31 protein-coding genes are annotated in these 25,596 nt (G+C 71.0%); 23 read left to right on the top strand and 8 right to left on the bottom strand.

Going from position 1 to position 25,596, the window contains the following annotated elements:
• Window position 1 precedes the first annotated feature (1 nt).
• From rplO to map, 4 genes are all read left to right on the top strand, one after another.
• Window positions 2–442 carry a 50S ribosomal protein L15 gene (gene rplO, locus LO931_RS03675; RefSeq protein WP_229051866.1) on the top strand — a complete coding sequence of 147 codons (441 nt, stop codon included), beginning with the start codon at window positions 2–4 and terminating at the stop codon, window positions 440–442.
• Between the two features lie 192 nt (window positions 443–634).
• On the top strand, window positions 635–1,963 hold the full coding sequence (gene secY / locus LO931_RS03670) for a preprotein translocase subunit SecY (RefSeq protein ID WP_229051865.1): 1,329 nt from the start codon (window positions 635–637) through the stop codon (window positions 1,961–1,963).
• Complete coding sequence (locus tag LO931_RS03665; protein ID WP_229051864.1) at window positions 1,960–2,526, top strand: adenylate kinase; 567 nt, start codon at window positions 1,960–1,962, stop codon at window positions 2,524–2,526. Before secY ends, LO931_RS03665 begins: the two co-directional genes overlap by 4 nt.
• Window positions 2,527–2,540: 14 nt before the next feature.
• Entirely contained in the window at window positions 2,541–3,305 is a 765-nt protein-coding gene (map, locus tag LO931_RS03660) for a type I methionyl aminopeptidase (RefSeq protein WP_229051863.1), read from the top strand.
• Window positions 3,306–3,335: 30 nt separating this feature from the next.
• On the opposite strand, the gene LO931_RS03655 is transcribed toward map, so the two are convergent.
• Together LO931_RS03655 and ddaH are read right to left on the bottom strand one after the other, a co-directional pair.
• Window positions 3,336–4,184 carry a DUF4339 domain-containing protein gene (locus LO931_RS03655; protein WP_229051862.1) on the bottom strand — a complete coding sequence of 283 codons (849 nt, stop codon included), beginning with the start codon at window positions 4,182–4,184 and terminating at the stop codon, window positions 3,336–3,338.
• Window positions 4,185–4,283: 99 nt separating this feature from the next.
• On the bottom strand, window positions 4,284–5,189 hold the full coding sequence (gene ddaH / locus LO931_RS03650) for a dimethylargininase (RefSeq protein ID WP_229051861.1): 906 nt from the start codon (window positions 5,187–5,189) through the stop codon (window positions 4,284–4,286).
• A gap of 184 nt (window positions 5,190–5,373) precedes the next feature.
• On the opposite strand from ddaH, the gene LO931_RS03645 reads away from it, so the two are divergent.
• From LO931_RS03645 to rplQ, 11 genes are all read left to right on the top strand, one after another.
• On the top strand, window positions 5,374–5,838 hold the full coding sequence (locus LO931_RS03645) for an Lrp/AsnC family transcriptional regulator (protein ID WP_229051860.1): 465 nt from the start codon (window positions 5,374–5,376) through the stop codon (window positions 5,836–5,838).
• A gap of 83 nt (window positions 5,839–5,921) precedes the next feature.
• Window positions 5,922–7,028 (top strand): VWA domain-containing protein, encoded by a 1,107-nt coding sequence (locus LO931_RS03640; RefSeq protein WP_229051859.1) that lies wholly within the window; start codon window positions 5,922–5,924, stop codon window positions 7,026–7,028.
• A 38-nt stretch (window positions 7,029–7,066) separates the two neighbouring features.
• Window positions 7,067–8,506: an MFS transporter gene (locus LO931_RS03635; RefSeq protein WP_229051858.1), complete on the top strand. Its 1,440-nt coding sequence runs from the start codon at window positions 7,067–7,069 to the stop codon at window positions 8,504–8,506.
• On the top strand, window positions 8,503–9,834 hold the full coding sequence (locus LO931_RS03630; RefSeq protein ID WP_229051857.1) for a M20/M25/M40 family metallo-hydrolase: 1,332 nt from the start codon (window positions 8,503–8,505) through the stop codon (window positions 9,832–9,834). The genes LO931_RS03635 and LO931_RS03630 overlap by 4 nt, the downstream gene beginning before the upstream one ends.
• A 115-nt stretch (window positions 9,835–9,949) precedes the next feature.
• A complete protein-coding gene (gene infA, locus LO931_RS03625; RefSeq protein WP_023647000.1) occupies window positions 9,950–10,171 on the top strand; it encodes a translation initiation factor IF-1 in 222 nt (73 codons plus the stop codon).
• A gap of 89 nt (window positions 10,172–10,260) precedes the next feature.
• Window positions 10,261–10,374, top strand: coding sequence for a 50S ribosomal protein L36 (gene rpmJ / locus LO931_RS03620; RefSeq protein WP_008361054.1), 114 nt, complete (start codon window positions 10,261–10,263; stop codon window positions 10,372–10,374).
• A gap of 195 nt (window positions 10,375–10,569) precedes the next feature.
• Window positions 10,570–10,938: a 30S ribosomal protein S13 gene (gene rpsM / locus LO931_RS03615; protein ID WP_229051856.1), complete on the top strand. Its 369-nt coding sequence runs from the start codon at window positions 10,570–10,572 to the stop codon at window positions 10,936–10,938.
• Window positions 10,939–10,945: 7 nt separating this feature from the next.
• The gene (rpsK, locus tag LO931_RS03610) at window positions 10,946–11,344 is read left to right on the top strand and encodes a 30S ribosomal protein S11 (protein ID WP_229051855.1); all 399 of its coding nucleotides are present in this window, start codon (window positions 10,946–10,948) and stop codon (window positions 11,342–11,344) included.
• A 47-nt stretch (window positions 11,345–11,391) separates the two neighbouring features.
• A complete protein-coding gene (gene rpsD / locus LO931_RS03605; RefSeq protein WP_229051854.1) occupies window positions 11,392–12,000 on the top strand; it encodes a 30S ribosomal protein S4 in 609 nt (202 codons plus the stop codon).
• A 55-nt stretch (window positions 12,001–12,055) separates the two neighbouring features.
• The gene (locus tag LO931_RS03600; RefSeq protein WP_229051853.1) at window positions 12,056–13,063 is read left to right on the top strand and encodes a DNA-directed RNA polymerase subunit alpha; all 1,008 of its coding nucleotides are present in this window, start codon (window positions 12,056–12,058) and stop codon (window positions 13,061–13,063) included.
• A 47-nt stretch (window positions 13,064–13,110) separates the two neighbouring features.
• A complete protein-coding gene (rplQ, locus tag LO931_RS03595; RefSeq protein WP_229051852.1) occupies window positions 13,111–13,692 on the top strand; it encodes a 50S ribosomal protein L17 in 582 nt (193 codons plus the stop codon).
• 65 nt (window positions 13,693–13,757) lie between these two features.
• On the opposite strand, the gene LO931_RS03590 is transcribed toward rplQ, so the two are convergent.
• The 5 genes from LO931_RS03590 to truA are packed head-to-tail and all read right to left on the bottom strand — an operon-like array spanning window position 13,758 to window position 16,772.
• Window positions 13,758–14,354 carry a class I SAM-dependent methyltransferase gene (locus LO931_RS03590; protein ID WP_229051851.1) on the bottom strand — a complete coding sequence of 199 codons (597 nt, stop codon included), beginning with the start codon at window positions 14,352–14,354 and terminating at the stop codon, window positions 13,758–13,760.
• Window positions 14,355–14,368: 14 nt separating this feature from the next.
• A complete protein-coding gene (locus LO931_RS03585) occupies window positions 14,369–15,166 on the bottom strand; it encodes an endo alpha-1,4 polygalactosaminidase (RefSeq protein ID WP_229051850.1) in 798 nt (265 codons plus the stop codon).
• Complete coding sequence (locus LO931_RS03580) at window positions 15,163–15,522, bottom strand: MmcQ/YjbR family DNA-binding protein (protein ID WP_229051849.1); 360 nt, start codon at window positions 15,520–15,522, stop codon at window positions 15,163–15,165. Before LO931_RS03580 ends, LO931_RS03585 begins: the two co-directional genes overlap by 4 nt.
• 4 nt (window positions 15,523–15,526) lie before the next feature.
• Window positions 15,527–15,988 carry an NUDIX domain-containing protein gene (locus LO931_RS03575; protein ID WP_229051848.1) on the bottom strand — a complete coding sequence of 154 codons (462 nt, stop codon included), beginning with the start codon at window positions 15,986–15,988 and terminating at the stop codon, window positions 15,527–15,529.
• Window position 15,989: 1 nt separating this feature from the next.
• Window positions 15,990–16,772 (bottom strand): tRNA pseudouridine(38-40) synthase TruA, encoded by a 783-nt coding sequence (gene truA / locus LO931_RS03570; protein WP_370636090.1) that lies wholly within the window; start codon window positions 16,770–16,772, stop codon window positions 15,990–15,992.
• A gap of 41 nt (window positions 16,773–16,813) precedes the next feature.
• Here truA and LO931_RS03565 point away from each other — a divergent pair, with 41 nt between their 5' ends.
• Window positions 16,814–17,197 carry an META domain-containing protein gene (locus tag LO931_RS03565; protein ID WP_229051846.1) on the top strand — a complete coding sequence of 128 codons (384 nt, stop codon included), beginning with the start codon at window positions 16,814–16,816 and terminating at the stop codon, window positions 17,195–17,197.
• Between the two features lie 165 nt (window positions 17,198–17,362).
• Here LO931_RS03565 and LO931_RS03560 read toward each other — a convergent pair whose 3' ends face one another.
• Window positions 17,363–18,658 (bottom strand): citrate synthase, encoded by a 1,296-nt coding sequence (locus tag LO931_RS03560; protein ID WP_229051845.1) that lies wholly within the window; start codon window positions 18,656–18,658, stop codon window positions 17,363–17,365.
• Window positions 18,659–18,900: 242 nt separating this feature from the next.
• On the opposite strand from LO931_RS03560, the gene rplM reads away from it, so the two are divergent.
• From rplM to LO931_RS03525, 7 genes are all read left to right on the top strand, one after another.
• Window positions 18,901–19,344, top strand: a complete 444-nt coding sequence (rplM, locus tag LO931_RS03555; protein ID WP_229051844.1) for a 50S ribosomal protein L13 — start codon at window positions 18,901–18,903, stop codon at window positions 19,342–19,344.
• Between the two features lie 20 nt (window positions 19,345–19,364).
• Window positions 19,365–19,859, top strand: a complete 495-nt coding sequence (rpsI, locus tag LO931_RS03550) for a 30S ribosomal protein S9 (RefSeq protein ID WP_229051843.1) — start codon at window positions 19,365–19,367, stop codon at window positions 19,857–19,859.
• A gap of 7 nt (window positions 19,860–19,866) precedes the next feature.
• Entirely contained in the window at window positions 19,867–21,213 is a 1,347-nt protein-coding gene (gene glmM / locus LO931_RS03545; RefSeq protein ID WP_229051842.1) for a phosphoglucosamine mutase, read from the top strand.
• Window positions 21,210–21,683: a GNAT family N-acetyltransferase gene (locus tag LO931_RS03540; protein WP_229051841.1), complete on the top strand. Its 474-nt coding sequence runs from the start codon at window positions 21,210–21,212 to the stop codon at window positions 21,681–21,683. Before glmM ends, LO931_RS03540 begins: the two co-directional genes overlap by 4 nt.
• 150 nt (window positions 21,684–21,833) lie before the next feature.
• Window positions 21,834–22,685, top strand: a complete 852-nt coding sequence (locus LO931_RS03535; protein WP_229051840.1) for a PP2C family serine/threonine-protein phosphatase — start codon at window positions 21,834–21,836, stop codon at window positions 22,683–22,685.
• On the top strand, window positions 22,678–23,946 hold the full coding sequence (locus LO931_RS03530; RefSeq protein ID WP_229051839.1) for an FHA domain-containing protein: 1,269 nt from the start codon (window positions 22,678–22,680) through the stop codon (window positions 23,944–23,946). The genes LO931_RS03535 and LO931_RS03530 overlap by 8 nt, the downstream gene beginning before the upstream one ends.
• Window positions 23,943–25,589, top strand: coding sequence for a serine/threonine-protein kinase (locus LO931_RS03525; protein WP_229051838.1), 1,647 nt, complete (start codon window positions 23,943–23,945; stop codon window positions 25,587–25,589). Before LO931_RS03530 ends, LO931_RS03525 begins: the two co-directional genes overlap by 4 nt.
• The last annotated feature ends 7 nt before the right edge of the window (window positions 25,590–25,596 follow it).

The raw sequence follows: 25,596 nt of genomic DNA, 5'->3' as shown, positions 1-25,596 counted from the left end.
CATGACGCTCAAGCTGCATCACCTGCGCCCGGCACCGGGCGCCAAGACTGCCAAGACCCGCGTGGGTCGCGGTGAGGGCTCCAAGGGCAAGACCGCGGGCCGAGGCACCAAGGGCACCAAGGCCCGGTACCAGGTTCCCGCGGGCTTCGAGGGCGGTCAGATCCCGCTCCACATGCGCCTGCCCAAGCTGAAGGGCTTCAAGAACCCCTTCCGCGAGGAGTACCAGGTCGTGAACCTGGACCGCCTCGAGGCCCTGTTCCCCGAGGGCGGCTCCGTCGACGTCGACGCGCTCGTCTCGAAGGGCGCCGTGCGCAAGGGCCTTCGGGTCAAGGTGCTCGGCGGCGGCGAGATCGGCGTGGCCGTCCAGGTCACCGCCGACAAGTTCTCGGCCAGCGCGAAGACCAAGATCGAGGCGGCCGGCGGCAGCGTCAGCGAGCGCTGACCCGTCCGACCCGGTCGGCACCTGCCACGATGGCGAGGCACTCCAGCGGAGGGCCTCGCCATCGTGCATGTGCAGGGCGGCCGAGGTCGCACTCGCGTCCCGATGGCGCAACCCCGACGCAACTGCGAGGCGGGGACGATCGACTGTTAGAGTCGCCGGGTTGCCCGGCTGCCCAATCTGAGGAGGACGGAAGTGCTCAGCGCCTTCGTCAATGCGTTCCGCACGCCTGACCTGCGACGCAAGTTGCTCTTCGTCCTGGGCATCGTCGTGCTCTTCCGGCTGGGGTCCATGACCCCGGCTCCCGGTATCGACGTCGCCAACGTGCAGCAGTGCATCGACGTGGCGACCGCGTCCGGCAGCGAGAACGGCAACCTGTTCGCGCTCATCAACGTCTTCTCCGGCGGCGCGCTGCTGCAGCTGACCGTGTTCGCGCTGGGCATCATGCCCTACATCACCGCGAGCATCATCCTGCAGCTGCTCGTCGTCGTGATCCCGCGGCTGGAGTCCCTCAAGAAGGAGGGCCAGGCCGGCCAGGCGAAGATCACCCAGTACACCCGGTACCTGACGCTCGGCCTCGCCGTGCTGCAGGCGACCGGCATCGTGGCCCTGGCGCGCAGCGGACGTCTCTTCGGCGGCGCGTGCACGCAGGACCTGCTGTACCACCCCGACAGCATCCCGGCGTTCCTGCTGATCGTCCTGGTGATGGTCGCGGGCACCGCCATCATCATGTGGTTCGGCGAGCTCATCACCGACCGTGGCGTCGGCAACGGCATGTCGATCCTGATCTTCACGCAGGTCATCGCGACCTTCCCCGGCGCGCTGTGGCAGATCAAGGCGCAGGCCGCGTCGGAGCGCGAGGGCTGGGTCACCTTCTCCCTCGTGATCCTCGTCGGTCTGATCGTGGTGGCCGGCGTCATCTTCATCGAGCAGGCGCAGCGCCGCATCCCGGTGCAGTACGCCAAGCGCATGGTCGGCCGCCGGATGTTCGGTGGCTCCTCGACCTACATCCCGCTCAAGGTCAACCAGGCCGGCATCATCCCGGTCATCTTCGCCTCGAGCCTGATGTACCTGCCGGCCCTGCTCGCGCAGTTCAACGAGGGCTCCAGCTGGGCGACGTGGGTCAACGACCACTTCGTGCGCGGCGACCACCCGTACTACATGATCACGTTCTTCACGCTGATCGTGTTCTTCACGTACTTCTACGTCGCGATCACCTTCAACCCCGAGGAGGTCGCCGACAACATGAAGAAGTACGGCGGCTTCATCCCCGGGATCCGGGCCGGCCGTCCGACGCAGGACTACCTCCAGTACGTCCTGAGCCGCATCACCGCTCCGGGTGCGCTGTACCTCGGTCTCATCGCGCTGATCCCCATGTTCGCGATCGCGTTGCTCAACGCGAGCCAGAACTTCCCGTTCGGCGGCACGACGATCCTCATCATCGTCGGCGTCGGACTCGACACGGTCAAGCAGATCGAGGCTCAGCTGCAGCAGCGCAACTACGAAGGATTCCTCCGTTCATGAGAATGCTGATCATGGGCCCGCCGGGTGCGGGCAAGGGCACCCAGGCGACGGGTCTGGCGAAGCGCACCGGTGGCGCGCACGTCTCGACCGGCGACATCTTCCGCGCGAACGTGTCCGAGGGCACCGAGCTGGGTCAGCTCGCGCAGTCCTACATGGACGCCGGCAAGTACGTGCCGGACGAGGTCACCAACGCGATGGTCAAGGACCGGCTGGCGCAGGACGACGCCCGTGACGGCTTCGTGCTCGACGGCTACCCCCGCACGCCCGACCAGGTCGAGACGCTCGACGAGATCCTGGCCGAGCTCGGGGCACCGCTCGACGCGGTCCTGGTGCTCACGGTCGACCACGAGGAGCTCATCGGCCGACTGCTGAAGCGCGCCGAGACGAGCGGCCGCGCCGACGACACCGAAGAGGTCATCCGCGAGCGGCAGGAGGTCTACATCGCCGAGACCGCCCCGTTGCTGCCGGTGTACCGCGACCGCGGTCTGCTGCGCGAGGTCGACGGGGTCGGTTCGATCGACGAGGTCGAGGCCCGCATCAACGCTGCCCTCGATCTTCACTGACCTCGGCTCGCGGGATGTTCGGCCGGAGCGTCGAGTACAAGTCGGCTGAGCAGATCGCCGTCATGCGACGCGCGGGGATCGTCGTCGCCGACGTGCTGGCGACCGTGCGGGAGGCCGTCGCCCCGGGTGTCACGACGCTCGACCTCGACGCCGTGGCGCGGGGGGTCATCGACCGCCATGGCGCCACCTCGAACTTCCTCGGGTACCACGGCTTCCCTGCGGTCATCTGCACCTCGGTCAACGACGAGGTCGTGCACGGCATCCCGGGCGAGCGCGTCCTCGCGGCGGGCGACCTGGTGTCGGTCGACGCCGGTGCGATCGTCGAGGGCTGGCACGGCGACGCCGCGATCACCGTGGCGGTCGGCGAGGTGAGCCCGGCGGCCGCCGAGCTGTCGCGCGTCACGGAGGCCGCCCTCTGGGCCGGTGTCGAGGCCGCGCAGCCGGGAGCCCGGCTCGGCGACGTCGGTCACGCCATAGCCACGTCCATCGCAGCCGCCGGCGACTACGGCATCGTGGAGGGCTTCACGGGGCACGGCATCGGCACCGAGATGCACCAGGACCCCGACGTGCCGAACATCGGTCGAGCGGGCAGCGGGATGCGCCTCAAGCCCGGCCTGGTTATCGCGATCGAGCCCATGGTCTCGCTGGGCTCGCCCTACACCCAGATCCTCGAGGACGACTGGACCGCCGTGACGGTCGACGGAAGCCGCGCCGCGCACTGGGAGCACACCGTCGCCATCACGGCCGACGGACCCGTCGTGCTGACCCTCCCCGCCTGACGGCGCTCCCGATCCCGGGAGCGCGCCGGCTCAGCCTCCGAAGATGGCGGGGACCTCGGAGGCGGGCTTGGTCTCGTCGCCGATGCGCACGAGCGTGCCCGGGTGGATGCGCCCCTCGACCATGAATCCGCGCACCCGGTCGGCCGGGTACGGGCCGTACTCGCGGCCGTGGATCACGAGGTACACGTCGTCGTCGGGCTCGACGTCGTCATCGGCCTCGTCGTGATCGGCGACGGCGACCGGGCTCGCGTGCCGCGGCTGGTCGTCGGGCGTGTGCATGCGGTCCTCGCCCATGCGGTCGTCGTCGCGATCGACGGCCGGCGGCGGGGGCTCGGCCGCGACCGGCGGTGCGGCGACCACGACGGGCTCGGGCCGCGGACCACGGACGAGGCACAGCAGGACGACCAGGAGCTGCAGGGCCAGCACGGCGACCGTGAACGGCAGACCGTACGAGGCACCCCAGTTGCGGCCGGGCTCGAGGAAGACCGGGCGGAAGTTGGTGTCGATGACCTGGGCGGCGAAGCCGACGTGGCACAGGGCCGAGACCAGCGTCAGGACGAGGACGCCCACGGCCCATCGTCGCGCGGCGAGCCCGATGACGGCGACCACTCCGGCCAGGGCGCCGAATCCCTCGGCCAGCAGGCTCAGCAGGCGGAAGCGCTCGTCGGCGGACCCGAGCGAGTTGTACTGGCTGAAGAGCCGGTCGCGGAAGACGTCGATGGTCTCGGCCAGCGCCAGGTGGGCCAGGTAGCCACCGAGGAACGCGGCGACGGCCAGTCCCAGGGCGCGCGCGACTCCGAAACGTCGGGTCGGGGTCTCCGGGGTCTCGACCTCGGTGGCGGGCGCGGACGCGGCAGGTGGCGGTGCAGTCGTGCTCATGCCCGAAGACTAGAACGGTTCGGGCCCACTAGCAGGTCGCGACGCACGGGATCGGCGCCGTGACCTCTCGCTCAGACGCGATCGGGCCGTCGCCGCAGGTCAGGCGTGGAGCTCCATCGTGCAGCACTTCACGCTGCCGCCGGACTTCAGGAACTCGTCCAGCTCGACCGGCATCGGGCGGTACCCACGCTGGTGGAGCCGGTCGGCGAGCGTGCGTGCCTCCTGCGGCAGCACGACGTTGAGCCCGTCGCTGACGAGGTTGAGGCCGAATGCCAGGGCCTCGTCGCGGGTCACGAGCAGCGCGTCGGGGAAGAGCTCGCGCAGCGTCCGCCGGCTGTGGAGGCTGAACGCTCCCGGGTAGTACGCGATGTCGGCGGGGGCCTCGCCCCGGCCGTCGTCGAGGACGCCGAGCGCGACGTCGAGGTGGTAGAACGACGGGTCCACCAGCTCGAGGGTCACGAAGGGCCGGTCGATGACCGTCGCGGCCTCGACGTGGGCCGCCAGGCTGGTGCGGAAGCCGGTGCCCGCCAGCACGACGTGACCGAGCACCAGGAAGTCGCCCTCGCCCTCGGCGGGGTGGGTCGCCGGCACGACCTCGACGTGGAGGCTGCGGAGCCAGGCGGCGAACGCGTCGGCCTCGGCCGCCCGCTCGGGGAAGCGGAAGCTCGACCCGTACGCGACGTCGCCGACGACCAGGGCGCCGTTGGCCGCGAAGACCATGTCGGGCTGACCGGGGAGGGGCTCGACGACGTCGACGGCGTGGCCGAGAGCCCGGTAGGCCGCGACGAGCGACTCCCACTGCGCGAGGGCGCGGGCGCCGTCGACGGGGCGGGTCGGATCCATCCACGGGTTGATCGCGTACGTGACCCGGAACTCCGTGGGGCGGCACATCGCGTAGCTCCGGGTGCGCGCGCTCCGGCGAGCAGCGGGGCGAGGAGCGGCCAGCGGCACGGCCGGGCGTGGACCGGTCGGGGTCGCGGAGCGGTGCGGGTCGAGAACGGTCATGGTCACCTCGGGGTCGGATCCGGTGGGACGTCGTGGCGCCGGCGGTGGGTGGTCCGGTGCAACGAATCAATCGTAGAAGGCGGCACCTTGTGGCGACGAGGCGACAATCCTCGTTCGGGGTGGTGATTCGTTGCGTGAACGAGCCGCTGGCGGCTGATTCTTGCGCGTCTGCGACGATGGGGCCATGGACCTGATCGACCGACGCATCGTCGAGGTGCTCCTGGACGACGGCCGAGCGAGCCTGTCGGTGATCGGCGACCGGGTCGGACTCTCGGCCCCGGCCGTGAAGCGACGGCTCGACCGGCTCCAGGCCGACGGTGTCGTGCGCGGCTTCACCGCGGTGCTCGACCCGCAGCTGCTCGGCTGGAGCACCGAGGCGTACGTCGAGCTGCACTGCCACGGCGCGATCGGACCGGACGAGCTGCAGGCCGCGTTCGCGTCGATCCCGGAGGTGCAGGACGCCGTCACCGTCACGGGCCAGGCCGACGCGATCGTCCGTCTGGTGGCCCGCGACGTGCGGCACCTCGAGGACGCCCTCGAGCGGCTGCGGCACGCGGCCCGCAACGTCGAGCGCACGGAGACGGCGATCGTCCTGTCGCGTCTCGTCGAGCGCGGAGGCTCACTGGCCGCCGGTCTGCCGGGGGAGTAGTCCCCTGACGACCCCGTCCTCCCCGACGTAGTCTCGTGCGCATGTGGGGGCAGTCCGGGACGAGGCGCGCATCGGCCGTGGTCATGGCAGCCGTGCTGCTGCTGGCGGCCTGCGGCGGGTCGAGCGGTCCGGAGGGCGCGGACGAGACCGCTGCCGCGACTGACCGCGAGATCGGCGCCCCGATGCCCGTCTCGGCACTCGAGGAGGTCGCCCCGGTGCCGACCGTGATCGTCATCGACGCCTCGGGCTCCATGGCCGTCCAGGACGCCCCGGGACAGCGGCTGGAGGCGGCCAAGGCGGCCGTCGGCGACGTCATGGCCGCGCTGCGGCCGGGACACGAGCTCGGCCTCGTGGTCTACGGGACCTCGACGGGGTCGAGCGACGCGGAGCAGCAGGCGGGGTGCCAGGACGTCGTCGTGGCCCGTGAGGTCGGCCCCATGGCCCAGCGCGACATCGCGGGGGTGCTGGCCGGGCTCGAGCCCCGTGGCTACACGCCGGTCGGGCTGAGCCTGCAGACGGCGGTCGACCTCCTGCCCGCGAGCGGGCCGCGGCAGGTCGTGATCGTCTCCGACGGCCTCGACACCTGCGCCCCGGACGGCCTCGGTCCCGACCCGTGCGCCGTCGCCGGAGACCTGCACGGGACGGACCAGGACCTGACGGTCAGCACGGTGGGCTTCCGGACCGACGCCGACCCGGCCGCGTCCGCTCAGCTGGACTGCATCGCGGAGGCCGGTGGTGGCCAGAACCTGAGTGCCGCCACGGCGACGCTCCTGGCCACCAGGCTGTCGGCGACCCTGAACCAGGACTGGTCCGCGCAGGCGCTCACGTCGACCTCGTTCCGCGGCATCGACCTCGGGGCGACCGTCGACGACGTGCGGTCGGCGGCGGACGAGGAGCTGCCGACGGTCCGCTCTCGCGGTGTCGTCGAGCTCGAGGTCGGCGAAGCGGTCGTCGAGCTCACCGACGGGCTCGTCTCGGCGATCACGATCGCGACGTCGGACGTCCGCACGATCGACGGGCTCGCGGTCGGGGACTCCCGCGCCGATGCCGAGCGGCTCTACGGCCCGACCAACGCGAGCGGGGACGGGGTGGTTTCGGTCGTGGCCGACGGCACCGGAGCCACCTGCTTCGCTCTCGACCTCGACGGGTCCGACAGGATCACCGCGATCACCCTGCGCGCCTGCGGCTGAGCCGCGGGCCTGGCCCTGCGACGACGTAGGGTCGGACCGTGGGACCGACCTCGCGAGCGACCTCGATCGGCGCCGGACTCGTCGGAGCGCTGGTCTTCGTCGAGTTCGTCAGCGGCTTCCTGCAGGGCTACTACACGCCGCTCGCCTCCGACATCGCCCGGCACCTGTCGATCAACGACGCCGACGTCAACTGGTTCGAGGCCGCCCAGCTGCTCCTCTCGGCCCTGTGCGTCCCGGCGCTGTCCAAGCTCGGTGACCTGGTGGGGCACCAGCGGGTGCTGTGGTGGTCGGCTGTGCTCACGGCGGTGGCCACGTGGGGCATCGCCTTCTCGTCGTCGTTCGAGACCTACCTCGTCTTCTGGGCGCTGCAGGGCGTGTTCACCGTGTGGCTCCCGCTCGAGGTCGCCCTGATCTACCGCCGCAGCCTCGGGCTGGCCGACCGTGCAGCGGCGACCCGGCGCGCCACGGGTGTCATCGTCGCGGCGCTGCAGGCGGGCGCGATCGCGGGTGCGCTCTCGGCCGGTGCCACGACGGCGGCGTTCGACCCGATCTGGATCGTGCTCGCGGTGCCCGCCCTCCTGACCACCGGCGTCGTGCTGGTGATCCACCTCGCGGTCGACCGCGACCACGTCGTGCAAGCGGGGAGCCTCGACGGACGCGGGCTGGCGCTCATCAGCGCGAGCCTCGTGCTCGTGACGGGTGGGCTCTCGCTCGTGCGCACCGAGGGCGTGGGGTCGCCCTGGCCGTGGCTCGCGATGGCGGTCGGAGCAGCGTTCCTCCTGCCGTTCGGTCGCTGGGAGCTCAGGGCCCCCGACCCGCTCGTGGACCTGCGGGTCATGCGTCAGCCGTCGATGTGGCCCGTACAGCTCACCGCCCTGCTCTTCGGGGTCAGCGTCCTCGGGGCGCAGGTGCCGCTGTCGACCTTCGCCCAGACCGATCCCGACGAGCACGGCTACGGCCTGGGCCTGGACTCCTCGACCGTCGCACCCCTCATCGGCGCCTACGTGCTGTCGCTGCTGGTCGGCGCCCTCGTCTTCGCGCGGGTCAGCCAGAGGTACAGCCCCCGCAGCTGCCTGATCGGCGCCGCCGGCCTGATCGCGCTCGGCTACGGGCTGCTGGTCGTCGCGCACGGAACGATCCCGACCGTCGCCGCCTGCATGGTGGTCGCAGGCCTCGGTTCGGGCGCGCTCGTCGCGGCGCTGCCCGCCGCCGCGGCCGCTGCCGCACCGGAGGGACGCACGGCGGTCGCCACGGGTCTGACCAACACGACCAAGACGATCGGTGGCGCCTTCGCGTCCTGCGTCTTCGGCGTCGCGCTCGCGCAGGGTGCGACCCACTCCACGGCGGCCTCGATGAGTGGGTACTACACGGTCTGGGTCGTGTGCTCGGCCACGGCCGTCGTCGCCGCCGTGCTCCTGACGTTCGTGCCGCGCCTGGCCTTCGCCGACCCCGAGCCCCTGCCGGAGGTCGTGCCGTGAGCACGCCGGCCGAGGAGCTGTCCGAGCTCGTCCGATGCCGCACGGTGTCGGCCCCGGACGAGCGCGACGAGGGGGAGTTCGTCCGGTTCCGCGAGACCTTCGCCCGGCTCTACCCCCGCCTCCACGCGGAGCTGGAGCTCACCACCTTTCCCGGCGGCTCGCTGCTGTTCCGCTGGCCGGGCCGCAGCGAGACGGACCCCATCGTGCTGATGGCGCACTACGACGTCGTGCCGGCGCCGGCCGAGCAGTGGGACCGTGACCCGTTCTCGGGCGAGGTCGTCGACGGACCGTACGGTGTCGTGGTGCACGGGCGCGGGACGCTCGACGACAAGGGCTCCCTCGTGTGTGTCGCCGAGGCGGTGGAGCAGCTGCTCGCCGAGGGGGTCACCCCGGAGCACGACGTGTGGCTGTCCTTCGGCGCCGACGAGGAGGTCGAGGGTCACGAGTGCCGAGGCGTCGTGGCGCACCTGGACGAGCTCGGCGTCCGACCGTGGCTCGTCTCGGACGAGGGCGGTGCGGTCGTCGACGACGCCCTCCCCGGGCTGATCGGCGACAGCGCGATGGTCGCGACGGTCGAGAAGGGCATCACCAACGTGCACCTCCTCGCCCGCGGCGGTGGCGGGCACGCGTCGACCCCGTCGCCGGACGGCGCGACGGCGCGTCTCGCCCGCGCGATCGTGCGGCTCGAGGAGAACCCGGCGCCGCCCGGCCTGTCCGAGCCCGTGCTGCAGATGCTCGGGGTGGTGGGGGAGAGCATGCCGCTCCCGGTCCGGCTGGCGCTCGGCCAGGCGCGTCGCGCCCGGCGCCCCGTGGCGGAGGTGCTCGCCCGGGTCAGCAAGGAGACCAGCTCGATGGTCCGCACGACCATGGCCGTCACGCGTCTGAACGGCAGTCCCGCCGACAACGTGCTCGCGACCGAGGCCCGCGCCGTGGTCAACGTGCGGTTGGCCGTGGGCGACGACCGCGAGCAGCTGCGGGCCCGGCTCACCCGGCTGCTGAAGGGCCTGGACGTCGAGATCGAGGCGATCGAGGGCAACGACCCGCCGCCCGTCTCCCGCACCGACAACGCCGCCTGGGCCCACCTGGGGCGCGCGATCGCCGCGCTCGAGGTGCCGGGCGAGCCGATCCGGGTCGTGCCCTACGTGCAGACCGGCGCCACCGACAGCCGCCACTTCACCCGCATCAGCGACTCGGTCTACCGCTTCAGCCCGCTCAAGATGAGTCGGTCGCAGCGCGACTCGATCCACGCCCCGAACGAGTGGGTCGAGGCCGCCTGGCTGGAACGCGGCGTCGCGTTCCACCGCGCGCTGATCACGGGGAAGAGGTGACCACGGGCCCGATTTGGTTGGAACCCCTGGAGAGGCGTAGACTTGCACGTCGGCCTGTCCAGGCGGAATTCCGCATGTCCGGGCCACCCGACGAAGCAACCGAGAAGCTGAGGTTATGGCGAAAAAAGAAGGCGTCATCGAGATGGAAGGCGCGGTGGTGGAGGCTCTCCCCAACGCGATGTTCCGCGTCGAGCTGACCAACGGGCACAAGGTGCTCGCCCACATCAGCGGCAAGATGCGCCAGCACTACATCCGGATCCTCCCCGAGGACCGGGTCGTGGTGGAGCTCTCGCCGTACGACCTCAGCCGTGGTCGCATCGTCTACCGCTACAAGTGACGCGTCGATCCTGACGCGGCACCGGGGCACCCGCCCCACCACAACTTCATAACCGACACTCACGTTCAGAATCAGGAAAGAGCTTCTCGATGAAGGTCAACCCGAGCGTGAAGAAGATCTGTGACAAGTGCAAGGTGATCCGTCGCCACGGCCGCGTCATGGTCATCTGCGAGAACCCCCGGCACAAGCAGCGCCAGGGCTGACCAGACTTCTTCGCCAGCACCACTGAACATCTGACGGCTCGCCCGGGACCACTCCCGGGCGCCACCCCCGGCGCAGAGGCCGGGGCCCGGCTCCGGATCCCCACTCCCCGCACCTGCGACGGAGCGGCCTCCGGGAGGCAGCTGGGGCGCCGCGGATGCCCACACCTCTGCCGTACCGAAAGGAACTGCCAGCACATGGCACGCCTCATCGGAGTCGATCTCCCGCGCGAGAAGCGCCTCGAGATCGCACTCACCTACATCTTCGGCATCGGGCGCACTCGCGCCGCCGAGACCCTTGCCGCCACCGGCATCTCGGGCGACCTTCGGGTGCACGAGCTCAACGACGACCAGCTCGTCGCGCTCCGTGACCACATCGAGGCGAACTACCAGACCGAGGGCGACCTGCGTCGCGAGGTCACCGCCGACATCCGTCGCAAGATGGAGATCGGCAGCTACCAGGGCCGTCGCCACCGTGCGCACCTGCCGGTCCGCGGACAGCGGACCAAGACCAACGCGCGCACCCGCAAGGGCCCGAAGCGCACCGTCGCCGGAAAGAAGAAGTGATCGCCTGATGCCTCCCAAGAGCGCCGGCGCCAAGAAGGTGCGCCGCAAGGAGAAGAAGAACGTCGTTCAGGGCCACGCCCACATCAAGAGCACGTTCAACAACACGCACGTCACCATCACCGACCCGTCCGGCGCGGTCATCGCCTGGGCGTCCGGTGGAACCGTGGGCTTCAAGGGCTCCCGCAAGTCGACGCCGTTCGCGGCCGGCATGGCGGCCGAGGCTGCTGGGCGTCAGGCCCAGGAGCACGGCATGAAGAAGGTCGACGTCTTCGTCAAGGGCCCGGGTTCGGGTCGCGAGACCGCGATCCGCTCGCTGAGCGGTGTCGGCCTGGAGGTCGGCACGATCTCCGACGTCACCCCCAGCCCCCACAACGGCTGCCGCCCGCCCAAGCACCGTCGTCTCTGAGACCTCCGCGTCCCAGCTCGACCCACGAATTTCAGGAGCACTGAACCATGGCCCGTTACACCGGTCCTCTCACCAAGAAGTCGCGCCGCCTCGGCGTCGACCTCGTCGGTGGTGACGCCGCCTTCGAGCGTCGTCCCTACCCGCCCGGCCAGCACGGCCGCGCCCGCATCAAGGAGTCCGAGTACCGCACCCAGCTGCAGGAGAAGCAGAAGGCGCGCTACACCTACGGCATCCTCGAGAAGCAGTTCGCGAACTACTACGAGCTCGCCTCGCGTCGTCCCGGCAAGACCGGTGACAACCTGCTGACGCTGCTCGAGTCGCGTCTCGACAACGTGATCTACCGCGCGGGACTGGCCCGCACGCGTCGTCACGCCCGTCAGCTCGTCAACCACGGTCACTTCCTGGTCAACGGCGTCAAGACGAACATCCCGTCGTTCCAGGTCAGCAAGTTCGACATCATCGACGTCAAGGCCAAGAGCCTGAACACGACGCCGTTCATCGTCGCGCGTGAGACCCACGACTCCGACACCGTGCCCGCGTGGCTCGACGTGTCGCCCACCCGCGGCCGGATCCTGGTCCACCAGAACCCGGTCCGCGAACAGATCACCGTTCCGATCCAGGAGCAGCTGATCGTCGAGTTCTACTCGAAGAAGTAGTTCTTTCCCCACCCACCCGGGCCTCATATAACGGTTGTCCCGGAAAGGAATCACCATGCTGATCGCCCAGCGCCCCACCCTGTCCGAAGAGATCGTCGACGACTTCCGCTCGCGGTTCGTCATCGAGCCCCTCGAGCCCGGGTTCGGCTACACCCTCGGCAACTCGCTGCGTCGCACCCTCCTGAGCTCGATCCCGGGTGCCGCCGTCACGTCCATCAAGATCGACGGCGTCCTGCACGAGTTCTCGACGGTCCCCGGTGTCACCGAGGACGTCACCGAGATCATCCTCAACCTCAAGGGTCTCGTGGTCTCCTCGACCATCGACGAGCCCGTCGTGATGTACCTGCGGGCCTCCGGTGCCGGCGCGGCCACCGCCGCCGACATCGAGGTGCCCGCGGGCGTGGAGGTCCACAACGCGGACCTGCACATCGCGACGCTCAACGACAAGGCCCGCCTGGACGTCGAGCTCGTCGTCGAGCGTGGCCGCGGCTACGTCTCGGCCGTGCAGAACAAGACCGGCGACGAGGAGATCGGCCGCATGCCGATCGACTCGATCTACAGCCCCGTGCTGAAGGTCACCTACAAGGTCGAGGCGACGCGAGTCGAGCAGCGCACCGACTTCGACCGCCTGGTCATCGACGTCGAGACCAAGCGGTCGATCGAGCCCCGCGACGCCATCGCGTCGGCCGGTTCGACGCTCGTCGAGCTCTTCGGCCTGGCCCGTGAGCTCAACGTCGAGGCCGAGGGCATCGACATCGGTCCGTCGCCGGTCGACGAGCAGCTCGCTGCCGACCTGGCCCTGCCGATCGAGGACCTCGACTTCAGCGTCCGGTCGTACAACTGCCTCAAGCGTGAGGGCATCCACACCGTCGGTGAGCTGATCACCCGTTCGGAGCAGGATCTCCTCGACATCCGCAACTTCGGGCAGAAGTCGATCGACGAGGTCAAGGAGAAGCTGGTCGAGATGGGTCTGGGCCTGAAGGACAGCCCCGCCGGGTTCGACCCGTCCGCCGTGTCCTTCGAGGACGACGACACGTCGTTCGCCGAGGACGAGCAGTACTGAGCCACCCGGCGAGCCGTCGGCCCGCCGCATCCCACCTGGAGTAACGCATGCCTACCCCCACCAAGGGTCCCCGCCTCGGCGGCAGCCCCGCGCACCAGCGGCTGATCCTGGCCAACCTGGCGCAGTCGCTGTTCGAGCACGGCAAGATCACGACGACCGAGGCCAAGGCCCGCCGTCTGCGTCCCTATGCCGAGCAGCTCATCACCAAGGCCAAGATCGACACGGTGGCCAACCGCCGCCTGGTCGTCAAGGTCATCCGTGACAAGAGCGTCCTGCACCACCTGTTCACCGAGATCGGTCCGGCCATGGCCACCCGTCCCGGCGGCTACACCCGCATCACGAAGATCGGTCCGCGCAAGGGCGACAACGCCCCCATGGCCGTGATCGAGATCGTCGAGGCCCAGGAGTTCGGTGCGCAGAACCAGGCGCCGAAGAAGAAGGCCGCCACGGCCGCGCCGGTCGAGGAGGCTCCCGCCGAGGAGACCCCCGTGACCGACGAGACCGTGACCGACGAGGCCGCCGAGGAGACCACCACCGAGGCTCCGGCCGAGGCGGAGACCACCGAGGTCGAGGCGTCCGACGAGACGACCACCGACGAGACGACGGAGGAGTCCTCCGACAAGGAGTGACCCTGCTCGTCCGCACGAGGGCCCCGCACCGCTTCGGCGGCGCGGGGCCCTCGTGCGTGCGGGCGTCAGGCGCGGGTCGTGCGCAGGATGCGGAAGCCCTTCGCGGAGGCGAGCCGCTCCGTGGGCCAGCCCTCGTCGACCAGCCAGCGCTGCAGCGAGTCCGCGCCGAGGTTGCGACCCACGACCATGGTCATGGCGCCGTCCGGGCTCAGGCGCGCGAGCCAGTGCAGCAGGAGCTCGTGCAGGGCCTCCTTGCCGATGCGGATCGGCGGGTTCGACCAGATCGCGTCGAAGGTCAGGTCGTCGGGGACGTCCTCGGGCGCCGCGGTGGTGACCGTGAGGTCGTGCCGCTCCGCGTTGCGGGCCGTGAGCGCGAGCGCGCGCTCGTTGACGTCGACGGCCCACACCTCGGCCTCGGGCCAGTGGTCGGCCAGGGCCAGGGCGATGGGGCCCCAGCCGCAGCCGAGGTCCAGCACCCGGTCCGGGGCGGACTCGTCGAGCTCGAGGCTGCGCAGCAGGTGTCGGGTGGCGTGGTCGAGGCCGTCGCCGGAGAACACCCCGGAGGACGTGCGCATCGCGATCGTGCGGCCGCCCAGGTCCACCTCGACCTCGCGCAGGCGCTCAGCGCCTCCGGGGGAGGCGGAGAAGTAGTGGTCGGCCATCGCCCCAGTCTTTCTCAGCAGTGCTCGTAGACGTACGCGGGGTCGTCGTCGGGCACGACGTCACGATCGCGCAGCAGGATCGACCGATCACCCGCGGCGTCGGCGCAGGCCTCCTCGAAGGCCTCGAGACCGTTGTCGGTGTACTCGATCTCGATGACGTGGCCGCCGTACATGTCGGTGTAGACGTCACACTCGTCGTAGACCGCGCACTCCTCGGTGACCGCGAAGTCGAAGCCCAGCGCTGCTCCGTCGAGCTCGGCGGCGTTCTTCTGGCCGATCGGGACGCCGGCGTCGTGGGCGGCCTCCACCAGGAGCGCGGCGAAGGCCTCGGCGTCACCCTGGTCGAGGAGCCCCTGCGACCGGGTCCAGCTGTCGAGGTTGTCGACCTCGACAGCGTCGAAGCCGTCGTTCGCGCAGGTGCGAATCCAGTCGCCCACGACCTCGGCCAGCTCGGTGCGCTTCTCAGGGGTCCCGATGTCGAAGAGGGTCTCCTCGGGCCAGCCCGGGTCGATCACGTCGTCTCCTGCTGCGTCCTGCAGCAGCAGGTCGACGCCGTGCTGCACGACGAACACGTCGCGGGCGCCGCCGGGCTGGGTCTGGAAGCCGTTGACGTAGCAGATCGAGTACCGGTCGGGGTCCGGCACCGAGGACTTGTCGCGGGTCACGACGTCGACGTCGTCGGCGGGCTCGTACCGCCCGCCGAGCTGGTAGTCGACGACCGCTCCGACGGGCGGGAGCGTGAGCCCGGCGTCGTCGGACCCCGCGCCGCAGGCGGTCAGGGCCAGCAGCAGCACGGGCAGCAACCACCTCACGAGGACTGCTCCGCCTCCCAGGCCTTGCGGACCCGGACCTTCGCCATCAGGCGCCACGCCTCGGTCAGGAGGTCGCGAAGCTCGTCCGGGTCCACGTCCTCCGGGCGGACGAGCACCGCCTTGGTGCCGAACTTCCGGAAGTGCTCGATCGTGTAGAAGGGGCTGTCGGGGTCGGCGACGAGGGCCTCGAGCTCGTCGGGCGAGACCTTGATGGCCACCGAGCCGGGGGAGTCGCTCGCGTCCCGCCACCAGGCCACCAGCTTGCCGCCGGTCTTGACCGCCGGGTTGTCCCAGGTGGTGGTGAGCTCGGTGTCGGGGAGTGCGGTGAGGTGACCCGCGATGTCGTCCCAGTCCATGGGTTCAGTCTGGCAGCGAACGCAGTCGGTGCAGGAACTCGACCTGGGCGGCGACGAGGGCCACCTCGGCGTCCTCCGGCGCGAACCACTCCACGCGGTCGAGCTCGGGGACCTGCTGGACCTGGCCGGACCGCGGGGGCCACTCCATCTCGAACGTGCCGGGCACGACCGTGGCGGGGTCGAGGTCGGCGGCGAGCGCCCACACCTGCACGTCCTTGCGCGACTGCCGGACCGAGCCGAGGTCGAGCAGCTCACCCTCGGGGACCGGGAGGCCGAGCTCCTCGGTGAACTCGCGGCGTGCTGCCTCCAGCGGCTCCTCGCCCGGCTCCACGACACCCTTGGGGATCGACCAGGCGCGCTCGTGCTTGCGGGCCCAGAACGGGCCGCCGAGGTGGCCGAGCAGCACCTCGGTCCGCCCGCCGCGCTCGCGGTGCAGGAGGAGGCCGGCGCTCAGGAGCCGCGGCACGTCACTCGTCCCGGCGCCGTCGTGACTCGTGGACGCGGGCCGCCAGCGCGTCGTCGTCGGGGTAGACGACCTCCTCCAGCACCAGGCCGTGCGGCTCCATGACCTTGACCCGTCCGTCGCGGACCTTGCCGGACAACACCTCGGCCGCGAACTCCGGGGGGAAGCGTCGCTCGCCCACAGCGACGAGGCAGCCCATGAGCGAGCGCACCATCGAGTGGCAGAACGCGTCCGCGCGGACCGTCGTGGCGATCGTCTCGCCGCCCCGCACGGTCCGCAGGGCCAGGAGGGTGCGGATCGTCGTGGCCCCCTCGCGCTTGCGGCAGAAGGCGGCGAAGTCGTGCTCGCCCAGGAGGTGCTCGGCAGCCTCGTTCATCAGGTCGACCGTCAGCGGGCGCGGGTGGGCGACGATCATGCCGCGGGCCAGCGGGTCGGGGCCGGCCGGGTGGTCGGTCATCCGGTACACGTAGCGGCGCTCCGTCGCGGCGAAGCGGGCCTCGAAGTCGGGGTGCGCCTCGCGGATGCCCTTGATGCGGATGTCGTCGGGGAGGTAGCGGCGCAGGCGTCGCTCCAGCACCCCGGGATGCGTGTCGAGGTCCACGTGCGCCACCTGGCCGCGGGCGTGGACGCCGGCGTCGGTGCGCCCGGCGCAGACCACGCTCGGCGGCTCCGGCAGCCGCAGGATCATGCCCAGCGCCGCCTCGAGCTCACCCTGCACGGTGCGGAGTCCCGGCTGGACGGCCCAACCGGAGAAGCCGCTGCCGTCGTATGCCAGGTCGATCCGCATTCTCACGGGTCCACGCTAGTCCGTGGGTGCATCATCGGATGATGCGGATCCTCATGATCGGGACGATGCTGCTGGTGCTGGCCGCCTGCGGACGCGACGACGGCGGTGACGACCCGGTGGTCGGGACGTGGACGGTCGACGGGGTGCCGCTGGAGGACGCCGTCGCGGCGGGCACGCCGTACGTCGTGCTGCACGGCGGCGGGAGGGGCGAGGCCTACGACGGCTGCAACAGCGGCTCGGGGGAGTGGGCCGTCCGGGAGGGGGAGGTCGTGCTGTCGGAGTGGATCTCGACCCTCCGCGGCTGCCTGGACCCCTCGCTCGTGGCCGACGTCGGGGTGACGACGCCGCTCCGCCTCGAGGACGACGCGCTGGTGCTGCCCGCCGCCGACGGCGGCGAGCCGTTCCGCCTCACCCGCACCCCCTGACCCGGTTTCCCACGAGACCGTCGGAAACTTCCTGGGATAACCCAGGAATCCCGCATCGAGCGCACGAAGTTTCGTGCGCTCGATGCGGGATTCGAGCGTGGGGGCACCTCCCACGACGAAGTCGTAGGGGGACTCGTGGGAAACCGGAGACGGAACCGGGGAGGGTCAGGCCCAGCGCTGGGCGGCGGGCACGAAGTCGAGCGTGCGACCGCCGGTGTAGATCTGCTTCGGGCGGGCGATCTTCTGCTCCGGGTCGTCGACGAGCTCGATCCACTGCGCGAGCCAGCCCGACGTGCGCGGAATCGCGAACAGCACCGTGAACATCTCCGGCGGGAACTGGAGCGCCTCGTAGATCAGGCCCGAGTAGAAGTCGACGTTCGGGTACAGCTTGCGCTTGATGAAGTACTCGTCGTTGAGCGCGATCTTCTCGAGCTCCTGGGCGACCTCGAGCAGCGGGTTGACGCCCGTGACCTCGAAGACGTCGTCGACGGCCTTCTTGATGATCGTGGCGCGCGGGTCGAAGTTCTTGTAGACGCGGTGACCGAAGCCCATGAGCTTCTCCTCACCGTTCTTGACCCCCTCGATGAACGCCGGGACGTTGTCCTTGGTCTTGATGCGCTTGAGCATGCGGAGCACGGCCTCGTTGGCGCCGCCGTGCAGCGGGCCGTAGAGGGCCGCGATGCCGGCGCTGACCGCGGAGTACGGGTCGACCTGGCTCGAGCCGACCGAGCGCACCGCGTTCGTCGAGCAGTTCTGCTCGTGGTCGGCGTGCAGGATGAACAGGACCTCGAGCGCCTTCACGAGGCGGGGGTCCGCGTCGTACTTGCGCTCGCTCATCTTGAACAGCATCGAGAGGAAGTTCTCGGTGTAGGACAGGTCGTTGTCGGGGTAGACGTACGGCTTGCCCTGCGCGTGGCGGAACGACCAGGCGCCGAGGGTCGGCATCTTGGCGATCAGGCGCACGACCTGGGCCATGCGGACCTCGGGGTCCTTGATGTTGCGCGCCTCGGGGTAGAACGTCGACAGCGCGCCGACCGACGACATCAGCTGACCCATGGGGTGCGCGTCGTAGCGGAAGCCCTGCATCGAGCTCTTGAGGTTCTCGTGCACGAAGGTGTGGAACGTGATGTCGTGCACCCACTGCTCGTGCTGCTTCTGGTTCGGCAGCTCGCCGTTGACCAGGAGGTAGGCCACCTCGAGATAGGTCGAGTTCTCCGCGAGCTGCTCGATCGGGTAGCCCCGGTACTCCAGGATTCCCTTGTCGCCGTCGATGTAGGTGACGGCGCTGCGGGTGGAGGCGGTGTTGGTGAATCCGGGATCGTAGACCGCGAGGCCGGGGGAGTCGTCGGACTTGCCGATCTTGCCGAAGTCGGTCGCGCGGACCGTGCCGTCGGTGATCTCGACCTCGTACTCCTCGCCCGAGCGGTTGTCGCGGACGGTCAGGGTGTTCTTCTCGGTCACGATGGGTCTCCTGTGACGTACGACGTGCGCCGGGGTGTGACGCTTGCGACTTCAACTTAGCCCCGCCTGCACAGGTCCGCGTCCCCGGGGCCGACCTGGAGGCGGTCGTTTTGACCCGGGCGTGCCCAGGCGGTTAGTCTTGGACGTCGTCGTGCCGTGCACTTCACCTGCCGGTGACGACCATCGATTCTTTCGGGGTTCCGCCCTGATTTCCACCAGCTCCAGAACGAGAAGGTCACGCCGTGCGCACGTTCAGCCCGAAGCCTGCTGACATCACCCGTCAGTGGCACGTCATCGATGCCCAGGACGTCGTCCTCGGCCGCCTGGCCGTCGAGACGGCCACGCTGCTGCGGGGCAAGCACAAGCCGACCTTCGCTCCCCACATGGACGGTGGTGACTTCGTCATCATCATCAACGCCGAGAAGGTCGCCCTGTCCGGTGCCAAGCGCACCGACAAGCAGGTCTACCGCCACAGCGGCTACCCGGGCGGCCTGAAGCAGATCTCCTACGGCGACCTGCTCGTCAAGGACGCCCGCAAGGCGATCGAGAAGTCGGTTCGCGGCATGCTGCCGAAGAACCGTCTGGGCAGTGCGCAGCTGAGCAAGCTGAAGGTCTACTCCGGCCCGAACCACCCGCACGCCGCCCAGAAGCCCCAGCCGTTCGAGATCACGCAGATCTCCCAGTGAGCACGAGGAACGAGAGCACCGTGGCTGACACCACCACCGACACCGAGCTCGAGGCGCCCGCCTCCGGCGTGTACACCTCCGAGTCGAGCGGCCTCGCCGCCTCGGCCACCGACCGTCCCGCCGTGGTCGCGCCCGGCGCGGCCACCGGCCGTCGTAAGGAGGCCGTCGCCCGCGTGCGCATCGTGCCCGGCACGGGCGTGTGGACGGTCAACGGCAAGCCGCTCGAGGAGTACCTCCCGAACAAGCTGCACCAGCAGATCGCCAAGGAGGCCCTCGCGGCCATCGGTCTGGAGAACAGCTTCGACGTCGTCGCCCGCGTCACCGGTGGTGGCATGACGGGCCAGGCCGGCGCGCTGCGCCTCGGCGTCGCCCGCTCGCTCAACGGCATCGACGAGGAGGCCAACCGCCCCGTCCTGAAGAAGGCCGGACTCCTCACGCGCGACTCGCGCATCAAGGAGCGCAAGAAGGCCGGTCTCAAGAAGGCCCGCAAGGCTCCGCAGTACAGCAAGCGCTGATCCGCTCGTGGGTCGGATCTTCGGAACCGACGGCGTCCGGGGGCTCGCGAACCGCGACCTGACGGCCGAGCTCGCGGTCGACCTGGCCGTGGCCGCCGCTCACGTCCTGGGCGAGCGCGGTGCGTTCGCCGACAGCCGACCCACAGCGGTGGTCGCCCGCGACACGCGTGTCTCCGGACAGTTCCTGGAGGCCGCGGTCGTGGCCGGCCTGGCCTCGGCCGGGGTCGACGTGCACCGTCTGGGTGTCGTCCCGACCCCCGGCTGCGCCTTCCTGACCGAGCACCTGGCGGCCGACATGGGCGTCATGATCTCGGCCAGCCACAACCCGATGCCCGACAACGGCATCAAGTTCCTCGGTCGCGGTGGTCACAAGCTCGACGACCTGATCGAGCGACAGATCGAGGACCGGCTCGAGGAGCCCTGGGCGCGTCCCACGGGCGCCGACGTCGGCCGCGTCGGCGAGAGCCACGCCGGTCTCGGTGAGTACGTCAGGCACCTGGTCGCCTCCTCGCCGACGCGCCTGGACGGGCTCACGATCGTGCTCGACTGCGCCAACGGCGCCGCCCACGAGGTCGGGCCCCAGACGTTCGAGGCGCTCGGTGCTGACGTCGTCACGATCAACGCGTCGCCCGACGGCACTAACATCAACCTGAACTGCGGCTCGACCCACCTCGAGGGCCTGCAGGCCGCGGTCCTGCGCCACGGCGCCGACGCGGGCTTCGCCTTCGACGGTGACGCCGACCGGTGCCTGGCGGTCGACGCCGACGGCTCCGTCGTCGACGGCGACCAGATCCTCGCCGTGCTCGCCGTCGCCGAGCAGGAGGCAGGCACGCTCCGCGACGACACGGTCGTCGTGACCCAGATGAGCAACCTCGGCTTCGTGCAGGCGATGGACCGAGCCGGGCTCCGCACCGTGCAGACGGCGGTCGGTGACCGCTACGTGCTCGAGGCGATGCGCGCCGGCGGGTTCTCGCTGGGCGGCGAGCAGTCCGGCCACGTGATCCTCGCCGCGCACGCCACGACCGGCGACGGCGTGCTCACGGCGGTGCAGCTCTCGGCGCGCATGAAGCAGACGGGCCGCTCGATCGCCGACCTCGCGGCGGTCATGACCCGCCTGCCGCAGGTGCTGGTCAACGTCCCCGACGTCGACCGCTCCCGCAGCGACTCCGACCCGGTCGTGCAGGGCGCCGTCACCGCGGCGTCCGCCGCCCTCGCCGGCCGTGGTCGCGTGCTGCTGCGCCCCTCGGGCACCGAGCCGCTGGTGCGCGTCATGGTCGAGGCGCCGTCGGCCGTCGAGGCCCAAGAGGTCGCCGACCAGCTCGCCGGCGTCGTCCGCACCCAGCTCGCCCTGTGACGGTCGGCGATCCCCTCCGGTTCGCGCCGGGTGGTCTCGACCGCGACGACGTCGTCGCGCTGCTGGCCGAGCACCTCGCCGAGATGCGCGCCACGAGCCCGGCCGAGAGCGTCCACGCCCTGCCGCTGGAGGCGCTGTCGGCTCCCGAGGTCGCGTTCTGGACCGTCCGCGAGGGAGACCGGCTGCTGGGGTGCGGAGCCCTGAAGGACCTCGGTCACCAGCACGCCGAGATCAAGTCGATGCGCACCTCCGGCACTGCCCGGGGCCGCGGCATCGGGCAGGCGATGGTGCGACACCTCCTCGGCGAGGCACGGCGCCGCGGATTCGCGCGGGTGAGCCTCGAGACGGGCACCCAGGACCACTTCGCCCCGGCGCGCCGGCTCTACGAACGCCACGGCTTCGTCGAGGTGGGCCCGTTCGGCGAGTACCGGCTCGATCCGAGCAGCATCTTCTACGCACTCGAGCTCTGACGACGGCCCGGGCGGGGCAGGGGAGCGGTCCCCATCGCCGCACCGTTCGATTCGCTCCTAGCCTGAGGGCGTCGTATCCTGCGGCGCACGGGCGAACGCTCGTTCCGCCTCCAGGGGCGGCCGGAGCGGGCGACCGGGAGGATGGATCGGGTGACGCAGACAGCGGCGGTGACGTGGACGCCCGACATCATGTCGGCGGGCGTCACGCTGGTCGCGGCGGGAGCCACCCACGAGGGGGCGGTCCGCCGCCACAACGAGGACGCGTGGCTCGTCAGCCCGCCGGTGTACGTCGTGGCCGACGGCATGGGAGGGCATGCCGCCGGAGACGTCGCGAGCCGACTGGTCATCGAGGCGTTCGCCGAGCTGGCCGGTCGTGACGACGTCACGGCACCCGACATCGAGCGCGTGCTCGAGTCGTCCCGCGCCGCGGTCTCCGCGCTCGCGACGTCGCCCGTGACGGCACCGGGCTCGACCGTGATCGCCGCCGTCTACGTCGTGGAGCGGGGTCGGGGCTACTGGCTGCTCGTCAACATCGGCGACTCGCGGGCCTACCTGCTGACGCCTGAGCGCCTCGAGCAGGTCAGCCACGACCACTCCCTCGTGCAGGAGATGATCGACGCCGGCGAGATCGACGAGCGGGAGGCCCGGGTGCACCCGGACCGCCACGTCATCACGCGTGCCATCGGCGCCGTCGACGACGCCGCCGCCGACTTCACGCTGATGCCGGCCCGCGGTGGCACCCGCCTGCTGCTCTGCTCCGACGGCCTGACGGGCGAGCTCGACGACGAGCGCATCGAGCGGGTTCTCCGCGGGGGAGCCTCCGCCGGAGTCACGGCTGCCCGCCTGGTCGCCGCCGCGGTCGAGGCCGGGGGCCACGACAACGTCACGGCGATCGTGATCGACGTCATCGGCAGCGACGTCGTCTCGCACGCCGACACGCTCGGCAGCGGACGCAGCGACCCGGAGGTCGACACCGTCCCGCAGGCGAGGAGCCATGCATGACGCGAGCGTCCTGGACCGTCCTGCGGAGGCCCACTTGGTGACGCACCGCTGGTACCGCCCCGGAACCGCCCTCGCCCTGGTCACGGGCGTGGGCGTTGTCGTGATCGATCCCGGGCACGAGCGCACGCTCGTCAGGCTCGCGGCCGAGCCGATCACGGTGGCGCGCGTCGTCGAGCTGCTGACGGCCTCGGGCTGGCCGTCGGTGCCGGACTTCGCCTGCGCCGTCGCCGAGGGCGACCAGGTGCGCGTCCTCGTGCGTGGTCGCTTCCAGGTGGCTGTCGCCGACGACGAGCTCGAGGGCCACGGCGTGACGACCTGGACCGAGCGCGCCTGGCCGCTGGCGGACGTCGAGCGGGTCGAGCTGCGCGAGGACGACGCCTCCCGCAAGGGGCAGCGTCTGCCGATCGGCTCGGGCGTCGTGGCGGTCTCGCAGCTCGCCTGGCACCCCGACGTCGTCGCCGCTGCGCCGACCCCGGAGCCCACGCCGGAGCCGCAGCCGAACCCGGACCCGACTCCTGAGCCGACGCCGACGCCGACGCCGACCCCCGAGCCGACACCGGCCCCGACTCCCGAGCCGACGCCGAACCCGCAGCCGCAGCCGAAGCCGGTGGTCGCGGCCGCCGACTCCTCGGCCACGATCATCGAGACCGACGAGCTCGAGTTCGACGCGATGTTCGGCGTCACCGTGCCGGGCCGTCGCCCCGAGGACGCCGCCGTGCGACCCGTCGAGGACGACCCGGAGGCCGACCTGGACGACGTGCCGAGCGTGGCGGGCAGCGTCCCGTCGGCGCCGCCGTCGGACGAGGTCGATCCGCACTCGGGCGACCACGACGGACACACCGTCGCCCGCGGGAAGCTGCCTCGACGCGCGCCCGTCGTCCCGACGCCGACCGCCCGGCGCCCGGGGCCGCTCGTGACGCTGACGCTGAGCTCGGGCGAGGCCTACGAGGTCGGCCTGCGGGCCCTGGTCGGCCGCAGCCCGCGCTCGACGACGCTGGCCGGCACGGCGCTGCCGCAGATGGTGGTCGTGGACGACCCCTACGTGTCCAGCACGCACTTGGAGATCGTGGTCGGCCCGACTACCGTTCGCGTGACGGACGTGTCGACGAACGGGACGACGCTCACACCGCTCGGGGGCTCGGAAGTGGTACTGGTGAAGGATGTGCCCACGGACGTGGGTGACGGAGCCGTGCTGCGCCTGTCCGACGCCCTGACGATCGCCCTGTCGATCGAGGCTCCCGCAGCAGGTGAGGCCTCGTGACCCGGCTCCGCAGCAACCCGCCCGTCCTGAACGGCTTCACCTTTGTCGACCACATCGGCGAGGGCGGCTTCGCCGACGTCTTCCTGTACCGCGACGCGCTGAACCGCCAGGTCGCCGTCAAGGTCCTGCTCGAGTCGGCCGTGCAGGCCGCCGAGCGCGACGTCTTCCACGCCGAGGCCAACCTGATGGCCCAGCTCTCCGACCACCCGTCGATCGTCTCGATCTTCCAGGCGGGCGTCAGCAACGACGGCCGTCCGTACCTCGTGATGGAGTACTGCCCGGCGCCCAACCTGGCGGCGCGCTACCGGGCCGAGCGCTTCTCGGTGCCCGACACCCTCGAGATCGGCGTGCGGCTCGGCAGTGCGGTCGAGACGGCCCACCGGGCGGGCATCCTGCACCGCGACATCAAGCCTCACAACATCCTGACCAGCGCCTACGGCGCGCCGATGCTGACCGACTTCGGCATCGCGGCCACGACCCACGACATCGGCTCGGGCGCCACCGGCGTCTCCGTCCCGTGGTCGCCCCCGGAGGCCTTCTGGGACCAGCCGCCGGCCGACGTCCGCAGCGACGTGTGGTCGCTCGGCGCCACGCTCTACACGCTCCTCGCGGGCCGTTCGCCCTTCGAGGTGCCCGGTGGCGCGAACGACAACGCGACGCTCATGACCCGCATCGAGCGGCAGCAGCCGGCGCGCATCAACCGCGGCGACGTGCCGGACTCGCTGATGTCGATCCTGGCGATGGCGATGAGCAAGGACGTCGACTCCCGGCAGCCGTCGGCGCTCGCGCTGGCCTCGGCGCTGTACGACGTGCAGCTGGAGCTCGGCCTCCCGCCCACCCGCATCGAGGTGCTCGATGCGGCGGTGGCGGCCACGCCGCCCGAGAGCGAGGACCGCACCCGCGTGCGACCCGTCTCGGTCATCGACCCGCAGGACCGTGCCGACGGCACGCGCCTGCGTCCCGTCGTCATCGAGGGCATCGACGACCGCACCCACGTCCGACCCGTCCCGGCGGGGCCGCCCGTGCCGGCGAGCCCGCCCGCGACACCGGCACCCGCCCCGCCCGGCCAGGCCGTCCGCCCGGCCCCGGCGCCCACGCCTCTGGCACCGGCCCCGCGGCACACGGCACCGCCCGCTCCTGCCCCACTGCCTGCCGTGGGCTTCGGCCCCGCGGCTCCCGCGCCCGCCACGACCACCGCCCCGGCGCAGCCCGAGCGGCGTCGCCGCTCGCCCTGGGTGTGGGTCTCGGGCCTGGTGGTGCTGCTCGTGATCGCCGGCCTCGTCGCCACGGCGCTGCTCAGCGGCGCCTCGTCGGACCGCGACCAGTCCGACGACCTCGACGACCCGCAGCGACAGGACCCGACCGACATCGGCGACGCTCCGCAGGCGCCGGTCGATTTGGACGGCACGCTCGACGGCGCGCTCGCCACGTTCACGTGGGTCAATCCTGACCCTCAGGAGGGCGACACTTACGTCTGGATGCGGGCCGGTGCCGGGCAGCTGAACACGGCCAACGAGGTCGCCGAGCCCACGGTCAGCATCCGCACGACCGAGGGCGTGACGACGTGCATCGTCGTCATGGTCAAGCGAGCGGACGGGCGGACCTCGCCCGACGAGGACTCCGCACCGGTGTGCGCGGACTGAGCAGGAC

The organism is Aeromicrobium sp. Leaf350 (assembly GCF_916858655.1).
Classification (GTDB): Bacteria; Actinomycetota; Actinomycetes; order Propionibacteriales; family Nocardioidaceae; genus Aeromicrobium.
The sequence above is the reverse complement of the archived record's forward strand: the minus strand, read 5'-3'. Positions and strand labels throughout refer to the sequence as shown.